15 protein-coding genes are annotated in these 14,295 nt (G+C 70.2%); 9 read left to right on the top strand and 6 right to left on the bottom strand.

The features are described from left to right. Nucleotides 1–191: 191 nt before the first annotated feature. Both purF and purM read left to right on the top strand, forming a co-directional pair. The gene (gene purF, locus FHS44_RS38305) at nucleotides 192–1,628 is read left to right on the top strand and encodes an amidophosphoribosyltransferase (protein WP_184725161.1); all 1,437 of its coding nucleotides are present in this window, start codon (nucleotides 192–194) and stop codon (nucleotides 1,626–1,628) included. 25 nt (nucleotides 1,629–1,653) lie between these two features. Then, nucleotides 1,654–2,679 (top strand): phosphoribosylformylglycinamidine cyclo-ligase, encoded by a 1,026-nt coding sequence (purM, locus tag FHS44_RS38300; RefSeq protein WP_184725159.1) that lies wholly within the window; start codon nucleotides 1,654–1,656, stop codon nucleotides 2,677–2,679. A 162-nt stretch (nucleotides 2,680–2,841) separates the two neighbouring features. Here purM and FHS44_RS38295 read toward each other — a convergent pair whose 3' ends face one another. Together FHS44_RS38295 and FHS44_RS38290 are read right to left on the bottom strand one after the other, a co-directional pair. After that, complete coding sequence (locus FHS44_RS38295; protein WP_184725157.1) at nucleotides 2,842–3,075, bottom strand: DUF3073 domain-containing protein; 234 nt, start codon at nucleotides 3,073–3,075, stop codon at nucleotides 2,842–2,844. A gap of 150 nt (nucleotides 3,076–3,225) precedes the next feature. Next, nucleotides 3,226–4,329: a Leu/Phe/Val dehydrogenase gene (locus FHS44_RS38290; RefSeq protein ID WP_184725155.1), complete on the bottom strand. Its 1,104-nt coding sequence runs from the start codon at nucleotides 4,327–4,329 to the stop codon at nucleotides 3,226–3,228. 186 nt (nucleotides 4,330–4,515) lie between these two features. On the opposite strand from FHS44_RS38290, the gene FHS44_RS38285 reads away from it, so the two are divergent. Continuing rightward, nucleotides 4,516–5,373, top strand: coding sequence for a DUF8083 family protein (locus tag FHS44_RS38285; RefSeq protein ID WP_184725153.1), 858 nt, complete (start codon nucleotides 4,516–4,518; stop codon nucleotides 5,371–5,373). 322 nt (nucleotides 5,374–5,695) lie between these two features. Continuing rightward, nucleotides 5,696–5,899 (top strand): developmental transcriptional regulator BldC, encoded by a 204-nt coding sequence (gene bldC / locus FHS44_RS38280; RefSeq protein ID WP_013133571.1) that lies wholly within the window; start codon nucleotides 5,696–5,698, stop codon nucleotides 5,897–5,899. A 198-nt stretch (nucleotides 5,900–6,097) separates the two neighbouring features. Here bldC and FHS44_RS38275 read toward each other — a convergent pair whose 3' ends face one another. Continuing rightward, entirely contained in the window at nucleotides 6,098–6,793 is a 696-nt protein-coding gene (locus tag FHS44_RS38275; RefSeq protein ID WP_246436690.1) for a TetR/AcrR family transcriptional regulator, read from the bottom strand. Between the two features lie 250 nt (nucleotides 6,794–7,043). Here FHS44_RS38275 and FHS44_RS38270 point away from each other — a divergent pair, with 250 nt between their 5' ends. The 4 genes from FHS44_RS38270 to FHS44_RS38255 all read left to right on the top strand — a co-directional run bounded on the left by FHS44_RS38270 (nucleotide 7,044) and on the right by FHS44_RS38255 (nucleotide 11,127). After that, nucleotides 7,044–8,129 carry a LacI family DNA-binding transcriptional regulator gene (locus FHS44_RS38270; RefSeq protein WP_246436689.1) on the top strand — a complete coding sequence of 362 codons (1,086 nt, stop codon included), beginning with the start codon at nucleotides 7,044–7,046 and terminating at the stop codon, nucleotides 8,127–8,129. Nucleotides 8,130–8,247: 118 nt separating this feature from the next. Next, nucleotides 8,248–8,496, top strand: a complete 249-nt coding sequence (locus tag FHS44_RS38265) for a hypothetical protein (RefSeq protein WP_184725149.1) — start codon at nucleotides 8,248–8,250, stop codon at nucleotides 8,494–8,496. A gap of 85 nt (nucleotides 8,497–8,581) precedes the next feature. After that, nucleotides 8,582–9,445, top strand: a complete 864-nt coding sequence (locus FHS44_RS38260) for an N-acetylmuramoyl-L-alanine amidase (protein WP_312863988.1) — start codon at nucleotides 8,582–8,584, stop codon at nucleotides 9,443–9,445. A gap of 35 nt (nucleotides 9,446–9,480) precedes the next feature. Next, a complete protein-coding gene (locus tag FHS44_RS38255; RefSeq protein WP_184725145.1) occupies nucleotides 9,481–11,127 on the top strand; it encodes a beta-N-acetylhexosaminidase in 1,647 nt (548 codons plus the stop codon). Nucleotides 11,128–11,296: 169 nt separating this feature from the next. Here the strand turns inward: FHS44_RS38255 and FHS44_RS38250 are convergent, their stop codons facing one another. From FHS44_RS38250 to FHS44_RS38240, 3 genes are read right to left on the bottom strand one after another with little or no spacing between them, the layout of a single operon-like run. Further along, nucleotides 11,297–11,500 (bottom strand): heavy-metal-associated domain-containing protein, encoded by a 204-nt coding sequence (locus tag FHS44_RS38250; protein WP_184725143.1) that lies wholly within the window; start codon nucleotides 11,498–11,500, stop codon nucleotides 11,297–11,299. 42 nt (nucleotides 11,501–11,542) lie between these two features. Next, nucleotides 11,543–12,610, bottom strand: a complete 1,068-nt coding sequence (locus FHS44_RS38245; protein WP_184725141.1) for a quinone-dependent dihydroorotate dehydrogenase — start codon at nucleotides 12,608–12,610, stop codon at nucleotides 11,543–11,545. A 49-nt stretch (nucleotides 12,611–12,659) separates the two neighbouring features. Beyond that, the gene (locus tag FHS44_RS38240; RefSeq protein ID WP_184725139.1) at nucleotides 12,660–13,367 is read right to left on the bottom strand and encodes a GAF and ANTAR domain-containing protein; all 708 of its coding nucleotides are present in this window, start codon (nucleotides 13,365–13,367) and stop codon (nucleotides 12,660–12,662) included. A gap of 492 nt (nucleotides 13,368–13,859) precedes the next feature. Between FHS44_RS38240 and FHS44_RS38235 the strand changes: the two genes are divergently transcribed. Beyond that, nucleotides 13,860–14,243 carry a hypothetical protein gene (locus FHS44_RS38235; RefSeq protein ID WP_184725137.1) on the top strand — a complete coding sequence of 128 codons (384 nt, stop codon included), beginning with the start codon at nucleotides 13,860–13,862 and terminating at the stop codon, nucleotides 14,241–14,243. The last annotated feature ends 52 nt before the right edge of the window (nucleotides 14,244–14,295 follow it).

The raw sequence follows: 14,295 nt of genomic DNA, 5'->3' as shown, positions 1-14,295 counted from the left end.
TCGGGTCCTCAGGTGTTGTCACGTCCACGCTCCCGACGTGTAGGGATGCCGGATATCTACCCTCCCCCGGCTCATTGCCGTGAAACAGGCCGACACGGCAAAACGCCGACGATTGTTCGGCAAGGGTGCGGCAGACGGTGGATACGGCCCCCGGGTTCGAGCAGCGAGGAAGCCGACCTAGACTGAAGCATGTGCTGAAAGGCGACGGCCAGCTGAGCCATGACCTTGACCCCCGTGACCGGCCCCCGAAAGACGCGTGCGGCGTCTTCGGCGTCTGGGCACCAGGGGAGGAAGTCTCCAAACTCACCTACTACGGGCTGTACGCGTTGCAGCACCGCGGACAGGAGTCCGCGGGCATCGCGGTCAGCGAGGGCAGCCGCATCCTCGTCTACAAGGACATGGGGCTTGTCGCCCAGGTCTTCGACGAGTCGATCCTCGGAACCCTCCGCGGCCACCTGGCGGTCGGTCACTGCCGCTACTCGACCACCGGGTCGAGCGTCTGGGAGAACGCCCAGCCGACACTGAGCTCGACCGAGGAGGGCGGCCTTGCGCTCGCCCACAACGGAAACCTGATCAACACTCCCGAGCTGTCCCAGCGGCTCGCCCCCGGCTCGACCAGGGCGACTACCGACACCGAGGTGCTCGCCTCACTGCTCGCCCAGGACCGCAGCCAGCCCATCGAGGACGCGGCCGCCGAGCTTCTCCCCCAGGTCAAGGGTGCCTACTCGCTCGTCTTCATGGACGAGCGCACCCTCTATGCTGCCCGTGACCCGCAGGGCATCCGCCCGCTGGTGCTCGGCCGTCTCGAACGCGGCTGGGTCGTCGCCTCGGAGACCGCCGCGCTCGACATCGTGGGCGCGACCTTCGTCCGCGAGATCGAGCCTGGCGAGCTGCTCACCATCGACGAGCGGGGCGTGCGCTCGCGCAAGTTCGCGATCGCCGAGCCCAAGGGCTGCCTGTTCGAGTACGTCTACCTGGCCCGTCCCGACACCACGATCGCCGGGCGTGGCGTGCAGACCACCCGCGTCGAGGTCGGCCGCGTGCTGGCCCGCGAGCACCCCGTCGAGGCCGACCTGGTCATCCCGACGCCCGAGTCGGGCACCCCCGCCGCCGTCGGCTACGCCGAGGAGAGCGGCATCCCGTACGGCCAGGGCCTGGTCAAGAACTCCTACGTCGGCCGCACGTTCATCCAGCCGTCCCAGACGATCCGTCAGCTCGGCATCCGGCTGAAGCTCAACCCGCTGAAGGAGGTCGTCGCGGGCAAGCGCCTGGTGGTCGTCGACGACTCCATCGTGCGCGGCAACACCCAGCGGGCGATCGTCAAGATGCTGCGTGAGGCGGGTGCCAGGGAGGTCCACGTCCGCATCTCCTCCCCGCCGGTCGCCTGGCCGTGCTTCTACGGCATCGACTTCGCGACGCGGGCCGAGCTGATCGCCGGTTCGCTCAGCGTCGAGGAGATCCGCGCCTCCCTCGGGGCCGACTCCCTCGGCTACATCTCGCTTGAGGGGCTGACCGCGGCGACCACGATCCCCGCGGACCGGCTCTGCCGGGCCTGCTTCGACGGCGTCTACCCGATCGCCATCGACCGCGACAACGTCGGCAAGTACGTCCTTGAGGCCAAGCTGTGATCCCGCAGAACACCCCGGAGACCGCATGACCAGTTACGCCGCCGCCGGTGTGGACATCGACGCCGGAGAGCGCGCCGTCGAGCTGATGAAGGCGAAGGTCGCGCGTGCGCGGCGGCCCGAGGTGGTCGACGACGCCAGCGGCTTCGCCGGTCTGTTCGACGCCTCGGCGCTGCTCGGCTACCGGCGTCCGCTGCTGACCACCTCGACCGACGGGGTCGGCACCAAGGTCATGCTGGCCCAGCGCCTCGGAAAGCACGACACGATCGGCATCGACCTGGTCGGCATGGTCGTGGACGACCTGGTGGTCTGCGGCGCCGAGCCGCTCTTCATGACCGACTACATCGCCTGCGGCAAGGTCGTCCCGGAGCGGATCGCCGAGATCGTCGGGGGTGTCGCCGAGGGCTGCCGCCTGGCTGGCTGCGCCCTCGTCGGTGGTGAGACGGCCGAGCACCCGGGCGCCATGGGCGCCGACGAGTACGATCTCGCGGGCGCGGCGACCGGTGTGGTCGAGGGCGACGAGCTGCTCGGCCGGGACCGGGTCCGTGAGGGCGACGTGGTGCTGGCGCTCGCCTCCTCGGGCGTGCACTCCAACGGCTACTCGCTGGTACGGCACATCATCGCGCAGGCAGGTCTCTCCCTGGAGGACCAGCCCGCCGAGCTGGGCCGTACGCTCGGGGAGGAGCTGCTCGAACCGACCAGGATCTACGCCCTGGACTGTCTTGAGCTGACCCGCGCGACGGAGGTCCACGCCTACGCGCACATCACCGGTGGCGGCCTTGAGGGCAACCTGTCCCGCTCGCTGCCGCCGACGCTCGACGCCCTGCTCGACCGCTCCTCCTGGACCCCGCCCGCGATCTTCGGGCTGCTCGCGGGGCACGGGAAGGTCGCGCAGGCCGACATGGACCGCACGTTCAACCTCGGGGTCGGCATGGCCGCGATCGTCGCGCCGGAGGCCGTCGATCCGGCGCTGGCGCTGCTCGCCAAGCGCGGCCTGCCCGCGTGGGTGCTCGGCGAGGTCGTCCCCGGCACGGGCGTCGCCCGCTACCGCTAGCCGTACGGCCGCGCCCCGGGGCTTCCTGGGCGCGGCTTCGGGGTGGAAACGCCGAACAGCGCCCCGGGGACCGGAGCGCTGTCTGGGTCAGATGCAGGGAAAGAGCACCCGGTGGCCATTGGACCTCCGGGTGCCTCTCACTCGTATTCGAAGCGAAGCCGCCTAACGCCGGCCGGACGTGCCGCCTTCACGGTCGTCTCCGGAGCCGTAGTCCTCCGCGTAGTCGGCGTATCGCTCAGCCAGTTCGTCATAGGAGTCGTTGGCGTCGTCATTGTGGTTGGAGTCGTCTCTGACTCCGAGCTCGTCACGAAGACGCTCAAGATCAGTGCCACCGCTGTTGTACTTCAGCTGGCGAGCAACCTTGACCTGCTTGGCCTTTGCTCGGCCGCGCCCCATTGGCTCGACCCCCTCGTGTGGGGTCGTGCCCGACCCCTCGTCGCTAACGCACCACGCACTGACGCCACCTGACTTGAGGCGTCAGCTCTCGTTCGACTACAACCGTACCCGTTTTACGCCCGGCTCGGTACGCCGTATGGGCGCGAGGGGCTAGCGGCCCAGCCAAATGCCCCTAATTCGCCCGACTTCCGACATTCTGCGCTCCGCTAGCCTATCGGCTGCGACCGCCGGAGGGACGCCATCCTCGGCCGCCGTCGCGAAGATCTTGAGAGTCGTGTCGTAGATCTGGGTGGCCTTTGCCTTCGCCCGGCCCATGTCGAACCCGTGGATCTCGTCGGCCACCTGGATGACGCCGCCGGAGTTGACCACGTAGTCGGGCGCGTAGAGGATGCCGCGGTCGGCGAGCTCCTTCTCCACCCCCGGGTGGGCGAGCTGGTTGTTCGCCCCGCCGCACACGATCCTGGCGCGCAGCCTGGCCACCGTGGCGTCGTCGAGGGCCCCGCCGAGGGCGCACGGCGCGTAGACGTCGATGTCCGCGCCGGTCAGCGCCACCAGGTCGGCGACCACCTCGACCTGGGGGTGCCTGGCGCGCACCCGCTCGACGGCCCGCTCGCTGACGTCGCAGACCACGACCTCGGCCCCGGCCTCGACGAGGTGGTCTACCAGGCGGTGGCCGACCTTGCCGACGCCCTCGACGCCGACCCGCCTGCCGCGCAGCTCCGGCGTGCCGTGGGTGTGCTCGACCGCGGCCCGCATGCCCTGGAACACGCCGAAGGCCGTCAGGATCGAGGAGTCGCCCGCCCCGCCGTTGGCCTGGGTGCGGCCGGTCACGTAGGAGCTCTCGCGGGCCACGAGGTCCATGTCCTCGCTGTAGGTGCCGACGTCACAGGCGGTGAAGTAACGGCCGTTGAGGGACTGCACGAACCTGCCGTAGGCGCGCAGCAGGGCCTCGTTCTTGTCGGTCGCGGGGTCGCCGATGATGACGGCCTTGCCGCCGCCGAGGTCGAGACCGGCCAGGGCGTTCTTGTAGGCCATCGCCCGCGAGAGGTTGAGCACGTCGGTCAGGGCCGCCTGCTCGCTCTCGTAGGGGTAGAACCTGGTGCCGCCGAGGGCGGGGCCGAGGGCGGTGTTGTAGATGGCGATGATCGCGTACAGGCCGCTTCGCTCGTCGGAGCAGAACACGACCTGCTCGTGCCTGGCCTGGCTGTTCGCAGGGCTGGCGTCCTTGTGGGACAGCCCGAAGACGTCGGTCACGGTAGTGGCTCCCGGTCGTCCGTCCGCCGCTCCGTTGCGGCGGAGATCACCCTCAGCGTAGCCAGAACCGCGCCCCGAACCACGGTCGCGGCCCCGGGTTCTCACCAGCCGAGACACCCCGTACGGCCCCGCCGGGCACGACGACGGCACCGGACAACGACGGGGTCTTCGTGACACGATGCGGACGTGCTGCCCTATGCCGCGTACCTCCGTGTCTACGAACCGCTGACCGCGTTCGCCCCGCCGGAACGCTCCTCATGGGCCGCCTACGCAGAGGCCACCGACCGGCCTCGCCGCGCGGGCGCGCTCCACGCCGAGCACGGCGAGGCCGTACGGCGCCTGCTGGGGGTGCCCCCGTCCCCCGTCCCCGCCCAGGAGAGCCCCAACGCCTATCTCAGGCGTGTCGAGGACGTCCTCTACGTCTGCCCGTGGCAGAGCAGGCTGCGGTCCTGGCTGGCCTTCTCCCGCTTCCGTGGCTCGACCCCCGTGCGGCTGATGGAGCGGTTCGTGCCGATCTCCGTCGCCGAGCAGACGGCCGACGACTTCGACAGGTTCAAGCGCCGTGGCGGGGCCGCCGCGCTGCGCACCCACATCCGTACCTCGACCTGGCACGTTCCCACGTCGTGGTTCGTCCCCTTTGACGGCAACGAGCGCTGGCTCGTGCTCGACGGCGAGGGAGACCCCGAGGGCACGACGACCACGAGGAACCTCATCTACGTGACGTCCATGGCCCACGCCAGGCGGCGCTGCGCCCGTGCCCTGCAGATCATCCGCAGGCAGGTCGGGGAGGTCGCGGTCGCCGCGGAGGTCGAGGAGATCGCCCGCTGGCTTGAGGAGTTCCACCCGCACTCACTCGTGGAACTCGACTACGGCGGCATCGTCCATCTGATGGGTGACGACAAGCTCCAGGGCGACCAGTCGGTCGCCGAGATCGCCGCCGCGCTGACGGGTCTGGAGAACGGCGAGGAAGAGTTGGCCTACGCCATGTACCAGCGCGTGATCCTCCGGTGGAGATCAATACAACTTCTCGAATCAGCAAACTGAGTCGCAAATCATCCCTCTGACCTGCATAAGTAGGTTCGTCGATGACCGGTGACACGTCTACGAACTGAGTAGTTTGCCGTTTTCACTGCGATACCACGAAACGTGTCGCTAGAATCACCGAGCGTGACAACAACAGGTGCACAAGAGAGATGAGCCACTCAAAGGCTCGCCAATCGCTCTACGTGGCTGTATGGTCACATCGGGTGATGCCGCATATGGCCCGAACAGCCGCACGCAAGGGGTCATAGGGGGACAACATCCGTGACAAGCGTCAAGTCGCAGGATCGCTGTCGCCGGTCCACATGGAGGAGAGGCCGCACAAATGTCAGCTCGTACACCCGAGGCAGAGCCGCTGCTCACCCCGGCGGAGGTCGCAACCATGTTCCGGGTCGATCCCAAGACCGTCACCCGGTGGGCGAAGGCGGGCAAGCTCACGTCCATTCGCACGCTGGGCGGACACCGCCGTTACCGGGAGACCGAGGTTCGCGCGCTGCTCGCGGGGATTCCGCAACAGCGCTCGGAGTAAGACGGGGGCCGTCACGGACCTAGGGGGGATCCAGCGCGCGCTCACGTCGAGTTCGTGAGCGCGTGAGGCCACACGGGTTATGTGGGATGCGGCGTCGCCCGCCCGGCGCCGCCCCACATCGTCCCGTACGGCCAAGCCGCCCCAACAGGTCCCACCCCTGCCCCGGCCCCCACACTCCCCACCAGGCTTTCGCACCGGTCACGGTGCGTGTTCGGAGACCAGGTTCTCCAACAGCGGCACGACCCTCGGGTCGTGTCTGGCCGCCACGCCGAGCGTGGCCACCATCTGGTCGACCAGCATCCGCTCGACCACCCGCCGATCGACGTCACGGCGCTCAAGCCAGTCCAGGGCCGCCGTCTCGACCGAGGCGATCCACGAACGCAGGGTGACACGCAGGACAGGTCCTGCCTCCTCGACCCGCAGCAGTCTCATGACCAGGCCGAGCAGGCGGTGCCGTACCCCGTCGACGATCTCGCCGACCTCACCGCTGCGGTTGGCGGGCCCGCCCCTGACCAGGGCCGCGAAGCCCGCGGCGCGCTCCTCGACGAAGTCGAAGTAGCGCCCGAGCCCCACACCGAGCCGCTCGACGGGCCGTTCGACGAGTCCGCCGGCCTCGCTTGGCCGCAGCCGCGCCTCAAGTTGGTCGGCCGCGCTGCGCAGCGCGGCGACGTAGAGCTCCTGCTTGCCGCCGAAGTAGTGGTAGACCAGTGCCCGCGACGTGCCCGCGACCGAGGCGACGTCGTCGATGGAGACGTCCTCCGCGTCGCGCCCGCCGAACAGTTCGAGGGCCGCCGCGACGAGCTCCTCCCGGCGCCGGTCAACGCTGAGCCTGCGCCGCGCGGGACGCGCGCCCCCGGACGGTGGAGCCTCGGGTGGCGAGGCGCCGGATGACAAGGCTTCGGATGACGAAGCCGCGGATGACGAGGTCCCGGATGTCGAACCCACGCCCCGCACACTAGCCGAGCCGATCAAGAAGTGGCGGGGAGAACAAGAGCCGTTTTTCGGGCCTTTGCCGTGGTGAGCCGCCATCTGGGTGACCGGAGTGGGCGGAAAGATCCAGGAAACAGCCTTCAGGCCGTACCCGATTCGTGACTCGATCGTTTTGAGTGACAGGTGCCCATCCACCACTTCCCGGGGGAGAGCCATGTCAGGACCACCGGTCAACACCACCGTCACCCGAGCGCGCGAGTTCGCCGACCCCGTTCTGCAGGACGGCGCGGGGCCGCGGCCGCGGCCCACGATCCGCAACGTGGCCGAGCGCGCCGGTGTCTCCAAATCACTGGTCTCGCTCGTGCTGCGCGGATCGCCGCACGTCAGCGAGCACCGGAGGCAGGCGGTGCTCCAGGCGGCCAGAGAGCTCGGATACCGGCCGAACGCGGTCGCCCGCAGCCTCGTCGAGGGCCGCACCCACCTGGTCGGGGCGCTCGTCGCCGACCTGCACAACCCCTTCTACGCCGAGTTCCTCGACGGCCTGCAGGAGAGCCTGCACGGCGACGGGCTGCGGCTGCTCATCGGCAACAGCCAGTGGGACCCGGCCTTCGAGGACGAGGCGGTCGAGGCGTTCCTCGAACTGCGCGTGGACGGCCTCGTGCTGCTCGGCATCGCGCCGACCAGCGAGACGCTCGTCGAGGCCACCGGCTACACGCCGACGGTCGTGGTCGGCGAGCGTGACATCGAACTCGGCGGCGTGGACATCGTCGTGGACGACGACCAGCTCGGGGCACGGCTGGCCATCGACCACCTCGTCGAACTCGGCCACCGCAGGATCGCCCACATCGAGGGCACCCGCTTCTCCTCCGGCCGTTTCCGGTGCGAGGGCTACCTGGTCGCGATGCGCAGGCACGCGCTGGCGCCGTACATCATGGTCGAGCAGGGCGAGAGCACCGAGGAGGGCGGCGCGGAGGCGGCACGCAGGCTGCTGACCCGCGACCCCCGCCCCACCGCGATCTTCGCCGCGAACGACACCGTGGCGATCGGGGTGCTCGCAGCCGCCGCGGAGCTCGGTCTGCGGGTGCCGGAGGACCTTTCGGTCGTCGGGTACGACAACGTCCACCTCGCCGGGACCCAGCCGATCTCGCTGACGACCGTCGAGCAGCCCCGCAGGGCGATGGGGCGTTCTGCGGCGTCGCTGCTGAGCGACAGGATCGGCGACCCGGGCAAGACCGCGCGGCTGCGGGAGATCACCCCCAAGCTCGTCGTACGGCGCAGCACGGGCCCCGCGCGGCCGTAAGGAACCCGCCTGGAGCGTTACACGCCCAGGCGGGTTCCAAGTCCCCGTCAAGAGCGGGTCAACCCTCGACGTGGTGGCGACACGCGGGTGTTGACTGCGATGTGACGAGGGGGTAGCAATGCGTGATCCTGAGCTGGTTTCGTGCGCCCAGCGCGCGGCCGCCGAGCTTGAGCGGGCGTGGGCGCACTGGCGGGCCACCCGAGGGCGCGGCGGGGACACGGGCGCCGAGTCCGTCGCGAGCTACGTGGCCCATTCGATCGACCATCCCTGGGGCCGTCCACGTGTGGTCCTGGGGCTGGACGCCGACGACGCCAGGGAGCTCGCCGCCCTGCTGCAGAAGCAGGAGGCGGGCGAACGCGTCTGGTGACCGCCAAGCCGGGCCGGGGCGGCGGGGTCACGGTGCTGAGCCACGTAAGTTGGGTGGTTGACGAATTCCTTCGAGGAGGATGAGCGTGACCAGCAAAGCACTCGTGGCCACTCTTGCTCTGTGCGGCCTCGGCGTCGCCGCCTGCGGCGGCACCTCGGGCGGCACCGGCGCGGGCCCGGCGCAGGACGGCGGGCCCGCCTCCGGTACGGCGTCACCCGCCTCAGCGCTGTCCGCGCAGACGGCGACCCCGTCTCCCAAGACTCCGGCGACGGGCGGGAGCGTTCCCGCGGAGCCGCTCAAGGGCAAGGTCATCGTCATCGACCCGGGCCACAACGGGCAGAACTACAAGCACCCGGCCGAGATCAACAAGCAAGTCAACATCCTGACCGAGAAGAAGGCCTGCGACACCACCGGCACCGCGACCGACAGCGGCTACAGCGAGGCGGCCTTCACCTGGGACATCTCCCAGCGCCTGGCCAAGATCCTCAGGAGCAGGGGCGCCACGGTCGAGCTCACCCGGCCGAACAACTCGGGTGTCGGGCCGTGCATCACCGAGCGGGCCGCGATCGGCAACAAGGCCCACGCCAACGCGGCGATCTCCATCCACGGCGACGGGGCGCCCGCCAAGGGCCACGGCTTCCACGTCATCATGCCGAAGAAGATCAACGGGCCGGTCGACCCCGTGGTGAAGGCGTCCAGCAAGCTCGGCCTCGCCGTACGAGACGCCTACAAGGCCGGCACCGGGGTGGCCTACTCCACCTACATCGGCTCCCAGGCCCTCGACTACCGCAACGACCTGGGCGGTCTGAACCTGTCCACGGTGCCGAAGATCTTCATCGAGTGCGGCAACATGCGCAACGCCGGGGACGCTGCGAAGTTCCAGAGCCCGGCGTTCCGGCAGAAGGCCGCCCTCTCCCTGGCGAACGGCCTGCAGAACTATCTCAAGTAATGCGCGATCATGTTCGGTTTGACATGATCTGAAGCATGAATGCGCTGCTGCCACGTCCTGTCGCCTTCGAAACCTCCACCGGCTCGTTCGAGCTCTCCCCGGGGGCTCCCGTCGCGGGCCCCGCCGACCTGGCCGGGGCCGTACGGCTCGCGCTGTCCACGCTCGACCTGAGGCCCGCGGCGGCGGGCGAGGCCGGGGCCGTCACGGTCGAGCACGACGCCTCGCTCGGCCACGAGGCCTACACGCTCACGGTGACGGGCCAGGGGGTGCGGATCTCGGCCGGTGACCGCCAGGGAGCGTTCTACGCGGGCCAGACGCTACGGCAGCTCCTGCCCGACGCGGCCTTCCGCGCGGCTCCCGGTGAGAGCTGGAGCGTTCCCGGGGTCACGGTGAAGGACGCGCCGCGCCTGGCGTGGCGCGGGGTGCACCTGGACGTCGCGCGGCACTTCCTGCCCAAGCGGGAGGTGCTCAGGATGATCGACCTCATGGCGGTCCACAAGCTGAACCGGCTCCACCTGCACCTGGTCGACGACCAGGGGTGGCGGGTCGAGAGCCGGGCCTACCCCAGGCTGCACGAGGTCGGCTCGCACCGGCCGCGCACGATCGTCGGCCACCACGAGGACGACCCGGTCTACGACGGGGTGCCGCACGGCGGCTACTACACGCTCGACGACCTGGCGGAGATCGGCGGATACGCCCGCGCCCGGGCCGTGACGGTCGTGCCCGAGATCGACGTGCCGGGGCACGCCTGCGCGATCCTGGCCGCCTATCCGGAGCTGGACGCGCGGGCGACCGGCGGCAGGACCCCCGAGCCGTTCACCGTGCTCGACCGCTGGGGCATCTCGACCGCCATCCTGTCCCCGCTGCCGCCGACCGTCGAGTTCCTGACCGTCGTCATCGACGAGATCCTGGGAGCGCTCGGCGAGACGCCGTACGTGCACATCGGCGGTGACGAGTGCGTGCTCGACGACTGGGCCGCCTCCCCCGAGATCGTCGCCTTCCAGGCGGAGCTCGGCCTGGAGAACGTGGGCGACCTGCACGCCTGGTTCCTGCGCAGGCTCGCGGACGTGCTGGCCGAGCGCGGCAGCAGGGCCGTGGTGTGGGACGAGGCCTTCGTCAGCGGCACGCTGCGGCCCGACACGATCGTGATGCCCTGGCGCGGCCCCGGCGTGGCGCAGCGGGCCGCCCAGGCCGGGCACGACGTCGTGCAGACCCCCGTCTTCCCGCTGTACTTCGACTACGCGGAGGTGGCCTCGGAGGAGGAGCCGCTGGCCATCGGCGAGACCATCACCGTGGGTGACGTCCTGGCCTACGAGCCCGTGCCGTCCTCGTGGCCGGACGCGCAGCGGGAGCGGGTGATCGGGGCGCAGTTCCAACTGTGGAGCGAGCGGCTGCCCGACGCCAGGGCACTCGACTACCGGGCCTGGCCCAGGGGCTGCGCGCTGGCCGAGATCGCCTGGTCGGGCGCGCCGGGAGCCGACTTCGACACCCGGCTCGAACGGCACCTGCGCAGGCTGGACGCTCTCGGCGTCGAGTATCGCCCGCTCTCGGGCCCGCGCCCGTGGCAGCTCGGCGGCACCGGCCCGCGCCGCCACCGCCCCGGCTTCGTCAACGCCGAGGACGTCATGAAGCGCCTTGAGGGCATGACCCACGCCGCCGACTCCACCCGCCCCAGCATGTGACCGTACGGCCCGGCCCCGGGAGCCATGGTTCTCGGGGCCGGGGTCTCCACGAGGGTGGTCGTGGGCGTGGCGGCGGGAGGGTGGAGCGGTCGGGGGGCGTGTGAGGGCGGGGGCGCGCCGGGTGCGGTGGGGGGCGCCGGGGGGCTTGCCGTACGGGAAGAGGGGCGGGTCAGGATGTGACCTGGTAGCCCGCCTCCTTGATGGCGGCGCGGATGGCCGCGTCGTCGAGGGTTTCGCCGGAGACGTCCACCCGGCCGGTGGCCAGGTCGACCTCCACGCCGGTCACGCCGGGGACCTCACCGACCTCCTCCTTGACCGAACTCACGCAGTGGCCACAGGTCATGCCGGTGACGGTGTATGTGCTCAGGCTCATCACGCCTCCAGGTGTCGAGGTTTACCCTCCCAGGGTATTACCTCAGCCCGCGGTGCGGCCGATGATCTGGCGCACATCCGCGACGCCGTGCCTCCGCAGGCGCCGGGACAGGTCACGGTTGATCCGCCAGGCCCACAGCGGCCCCTCGTAGATCATGCCGGTGTAGCCCTGCACGAGGGTCGCCCCGGCCAGCAGGCGCTCCCAGACGTCGTCGACGCCCTCGACGCCGCCCACGGACACCAGCACGAGGCGGTCGCCGACCCGCGCCCTGAGCCTGCGCAGCACCTCAAGGGAGCGGGCCTTCAGCGGGCGCCCCGACAGGCCGCCCGTCTCGGTGCTGCTCACGTCCTTGCGGCTGATCGTGGTGTTGGTGGCGATGACGCCGTCGAGGTCGAGTTCGAGGGCCAGGTCGGCGACGGCGTCCACGTCCTCGTCTGCCAGGTCCGGTGCGATCTTGACGAGCAGCGGGGTGCGCCTCGGCGTGCCGTCGGCGACCTCCTTGACCGCCCGCAGCAGGGGGCGCAGCAGCTCGACGGCCTGCAGGTCGCGCAGCCCGGGGGTGTTGGGCGAGCTGACGTTGACCACGAGGTAGTCGGCCAGCGGGGCGAGCTCCTTGGCGCTGGTCACGTAGTCGTCGGCGGCCTGCGACTCGGGCACGACCTTGGTCTTGCCGATGTTGACGCCGACCACGACGGGGACCCCGCGGGTCCTGCCCAGCGCCTTGGCCGCCGCGGCCGCGCCCGCATTGTTGAAGCCCATCCTGTTGATCACCGCCCGCTCCCTGACCAGGCGGAACAGCCTGGGCCTGGCGTTGCCGGGCTGGGCGTGCGCGGTGATCGTGCCGACCTCGACGTGGCCGAAGCCCAGCGCGGACATGGCCTCGACACACCTGGCGTCCTTGTCGAACCCCGCCGCGAGCCCGAAGGGGCTGGGGAAGTGCACGCCGAAGGCCCGCACCCGCAGGGCGGGGTCGCGCGGGGCGAGCCTGCGGTGGACGAGCCGCCTGACCACCGGGGTCGCCGACAGCAGGCGCAGCGCGCCGACCGTCAGGTGGTGGATGTCCTCCGGGTCGATGCGGCTGAGGACCTGCGTGAACACGATTCGATACATCACCGATCAGGGTAGTCCCCCTGCCGTGCCGTACGAGATCGGGGCGGGGTCAGCGTGGCTCGCCCGCCTCCTCGCCGAGCACCTCGGCGGCGAGGTCGGCCACCCTGCGCCTGCTGTCCCTGGCCTGCTTGCGCAGCCCGGTGAAGGCCTGGGCCGCGGTGAGGTCGTGTTTGCCCATCAGGTAGCCGATGGCGCGCTCGATGACCACGCGGTAGTCGAGGGCGTACTGGAGCTGGTCGGCCAGCGCGCTCTTCTCCTCGGCGGCCATCGCGGCGGTGAGCAGCTGCTCGATCACGTCCGCGTAGGCGTAGAGCGCCTGGACATCTGACTCGTCCCATTCGTACGGCTTGGCCTGGTAGACGTTCAGGGTGCCGACGGGCTGCCCGCCGAGTCGCACGGGGACCCCGGCCACGGCCCTGACCTCGGGGTGGAGCCGGTCGGCGAGCTTGGGCCAGCGGGGGTCGGAGCGCACGTCGAAGGCCGTCACCGCGGTGTTCTCCGTGTAGGCGGAGACGCACGGCCCCTGTCCGAGGTGCAACTGGGCGCCCTCAAGGCTGCGTCCCCGCTCGTCGGTCGCGACCAGGTAGCGCAGTTCCTTGCCCTCCTCGGCGAACATCAGCCCCGCGCCGGAGTAGCCGAACAGCGAGTTCACGACGTCGACGGCCCGTTCGAGCCGCTGGACGATACCCGTGGTCGGGGAGGACGTCCTGAGTCTTCTCAGGCCGGCGACCAGCGCCTCCGGATCAATGTGCGTCATATGTGTGGCGCCTTTCAGCGTCGACCTGGGTTACTTGACCTGGGCACTACGACTTCCCAGGAATGGGAGATCTATGGGCGGCGACCTGCGGACGGACGATCGTCCGTGAACAGGATCAGGTCGTGGGAGGGGGGTTCGCGACCGCGCGCCCCCCGCCGGGATCCTCCGGCGGCGCCTGCCGCGAGGGTTCCTGCCGTGTCGGCGTCCGCCGTCCTGTGGTTCCCGCTCGGGGGATGCCCGCTCGGGGGATGCCCGCGAAGACACACGTCGCGCGGCCGGACGGCCGGAATTCAACGCCTTCGCCCATGGGGCTCCCCCTGAGTCGCCGAGGTGGCTCCGCGGACACAGGGCGGATAGATCTGCGGCTCGCAGCCTAGTGCCGGGTGAGGAGTCCGGCCAAGCCGTTCTCATGTCACAGACCCGGCAGGCACCGTATATTGCCGTCAACAGATCGTTAAGCGTTCGGCAAACTGGGGGCGGCAGGGTGTGGACATGAACATCCTGTCACGTTCGACCATCATTCGTAGGCGTCGCGCCCTGGTGCACACCGTGCTCAGGGACATGGCGGAGACCGGTGACACCACGGTCCCTCCGTGGTGGGAGGCGGACATCGAGCAAGAGTTCGGCGGCCTGAGCGGGTTCCTCGCCGAGCTGAGCCGTCAGTGGTGGACGGCCTACGCCGCGCACGTGGACGCGTTGATCGAACTCGGCTGTGACGAGCCCTCCCAGGCGTGGACCGACGTGGCCGAGCAGATGCCGCAGTTACGCGCGGTGCTCGACTCCTACCTCGACGAGTCCGCCCTGGCCGAGGCCGAGCGGCGGCACTGCGACGTGTTGCGCTGGACCACCCGCCGTGAGAGCAGGAACGCCGCTTGAAGAGCTCCTGAGTGAGGCCCACAGCGCCGATCATGTCGCGCGGGGGACGAAT

Source organism: Streptosporangium saharense (assembly GCF_014203715.1).
GTDB lineage: Bacteria > Actinomycetota > Actinomycetes > Streptosporangiales > Streptosporangiaceae > Streptosporangium > Streptosporangium saharense.
The sequence above is the reverse complement of the archived record's forward strand: the minus strand, read 5'-3'. Positions and strand labels throughout refer to the sequence as shown.

What these genes read in the sequence shown, in the direction of transcription:
- FHS44_RS38265 (WP_184725149.1), top strand. Translation starts at nt 8,248, where the DNA reads ATGCGTGATCCTGAGCTGGTTTCGTGCGCCCAGCGCGCGGCCGCCGAG.
- FHS44_RS38295 (WP_184725157.1), bottom strand. Translation starts at nt 3,075, where the DNA reads ATGGGGCGCGGCCGAGCAAAGGCCAAGCAGGTCAAGGTTGCTCGCCAG.
- FHS44_RS38240 (WP_184725139.1), bottom strand. Translation starts at nt 13,367, where the DNA reads ATGACGCACATTGATCCGGAGGCGCTGGTCGCCGGCCTGAGAAGACTC.
- FHS44_RS38245 (WP_184725141.1), bottom strand. Translation starts at nt 12,610, where the DNA reads ATGTATCGAATCGTGTTCACGCAGGTCCTCAGCCGCATCGACCCGGAG.
- FHS44_RS38250 (WP_184725143.1), bottom strand. Translation starts at nt 11,500, where the DNA reads ATGAGCCTGAGCACATACACCGTCACCGGCATGACCTGTGGCCACTGC.
- FHS44_RS38255 (WP_184725145.1), top strand. Translation starts at nt 9,481, where the DNA reads ATGAATGCGCTGCTGCCACGTCCTGTCGCCTTCGAAACCTCCACCGGC.
- purM (WP_184725159.1), top strand. Translation starts at nt 1,654, where the DNA reads ATGACCAGTTACGCCGCCGCCGGTGTGGACATCGACGCCGGAGAGCGC.
- FHS44_RS38270 (WP_246436689.1), top strand. Translation starts at nt 7,044, where the DNA reads ATGTCAGGACCACCGGTCAACACCACCGTCACCCGAGCGCGCGAGTTC.
- bldC (WP_013133571.1), top strand. Translation starts at nt 5,696, where the DNA reads ATGTCAGCTCGTACACCCGAGGCAGAGCCGCTGCTCACCCCGGCGGAG.
- FHS44_RS38235 (WP_184725137.1), top strand. Translation starts at nt 13,860, where the DNA reads ATGAACATCCTGTCACGTTCGACCATCATTCGTAGGCGTCGCGCCCTG.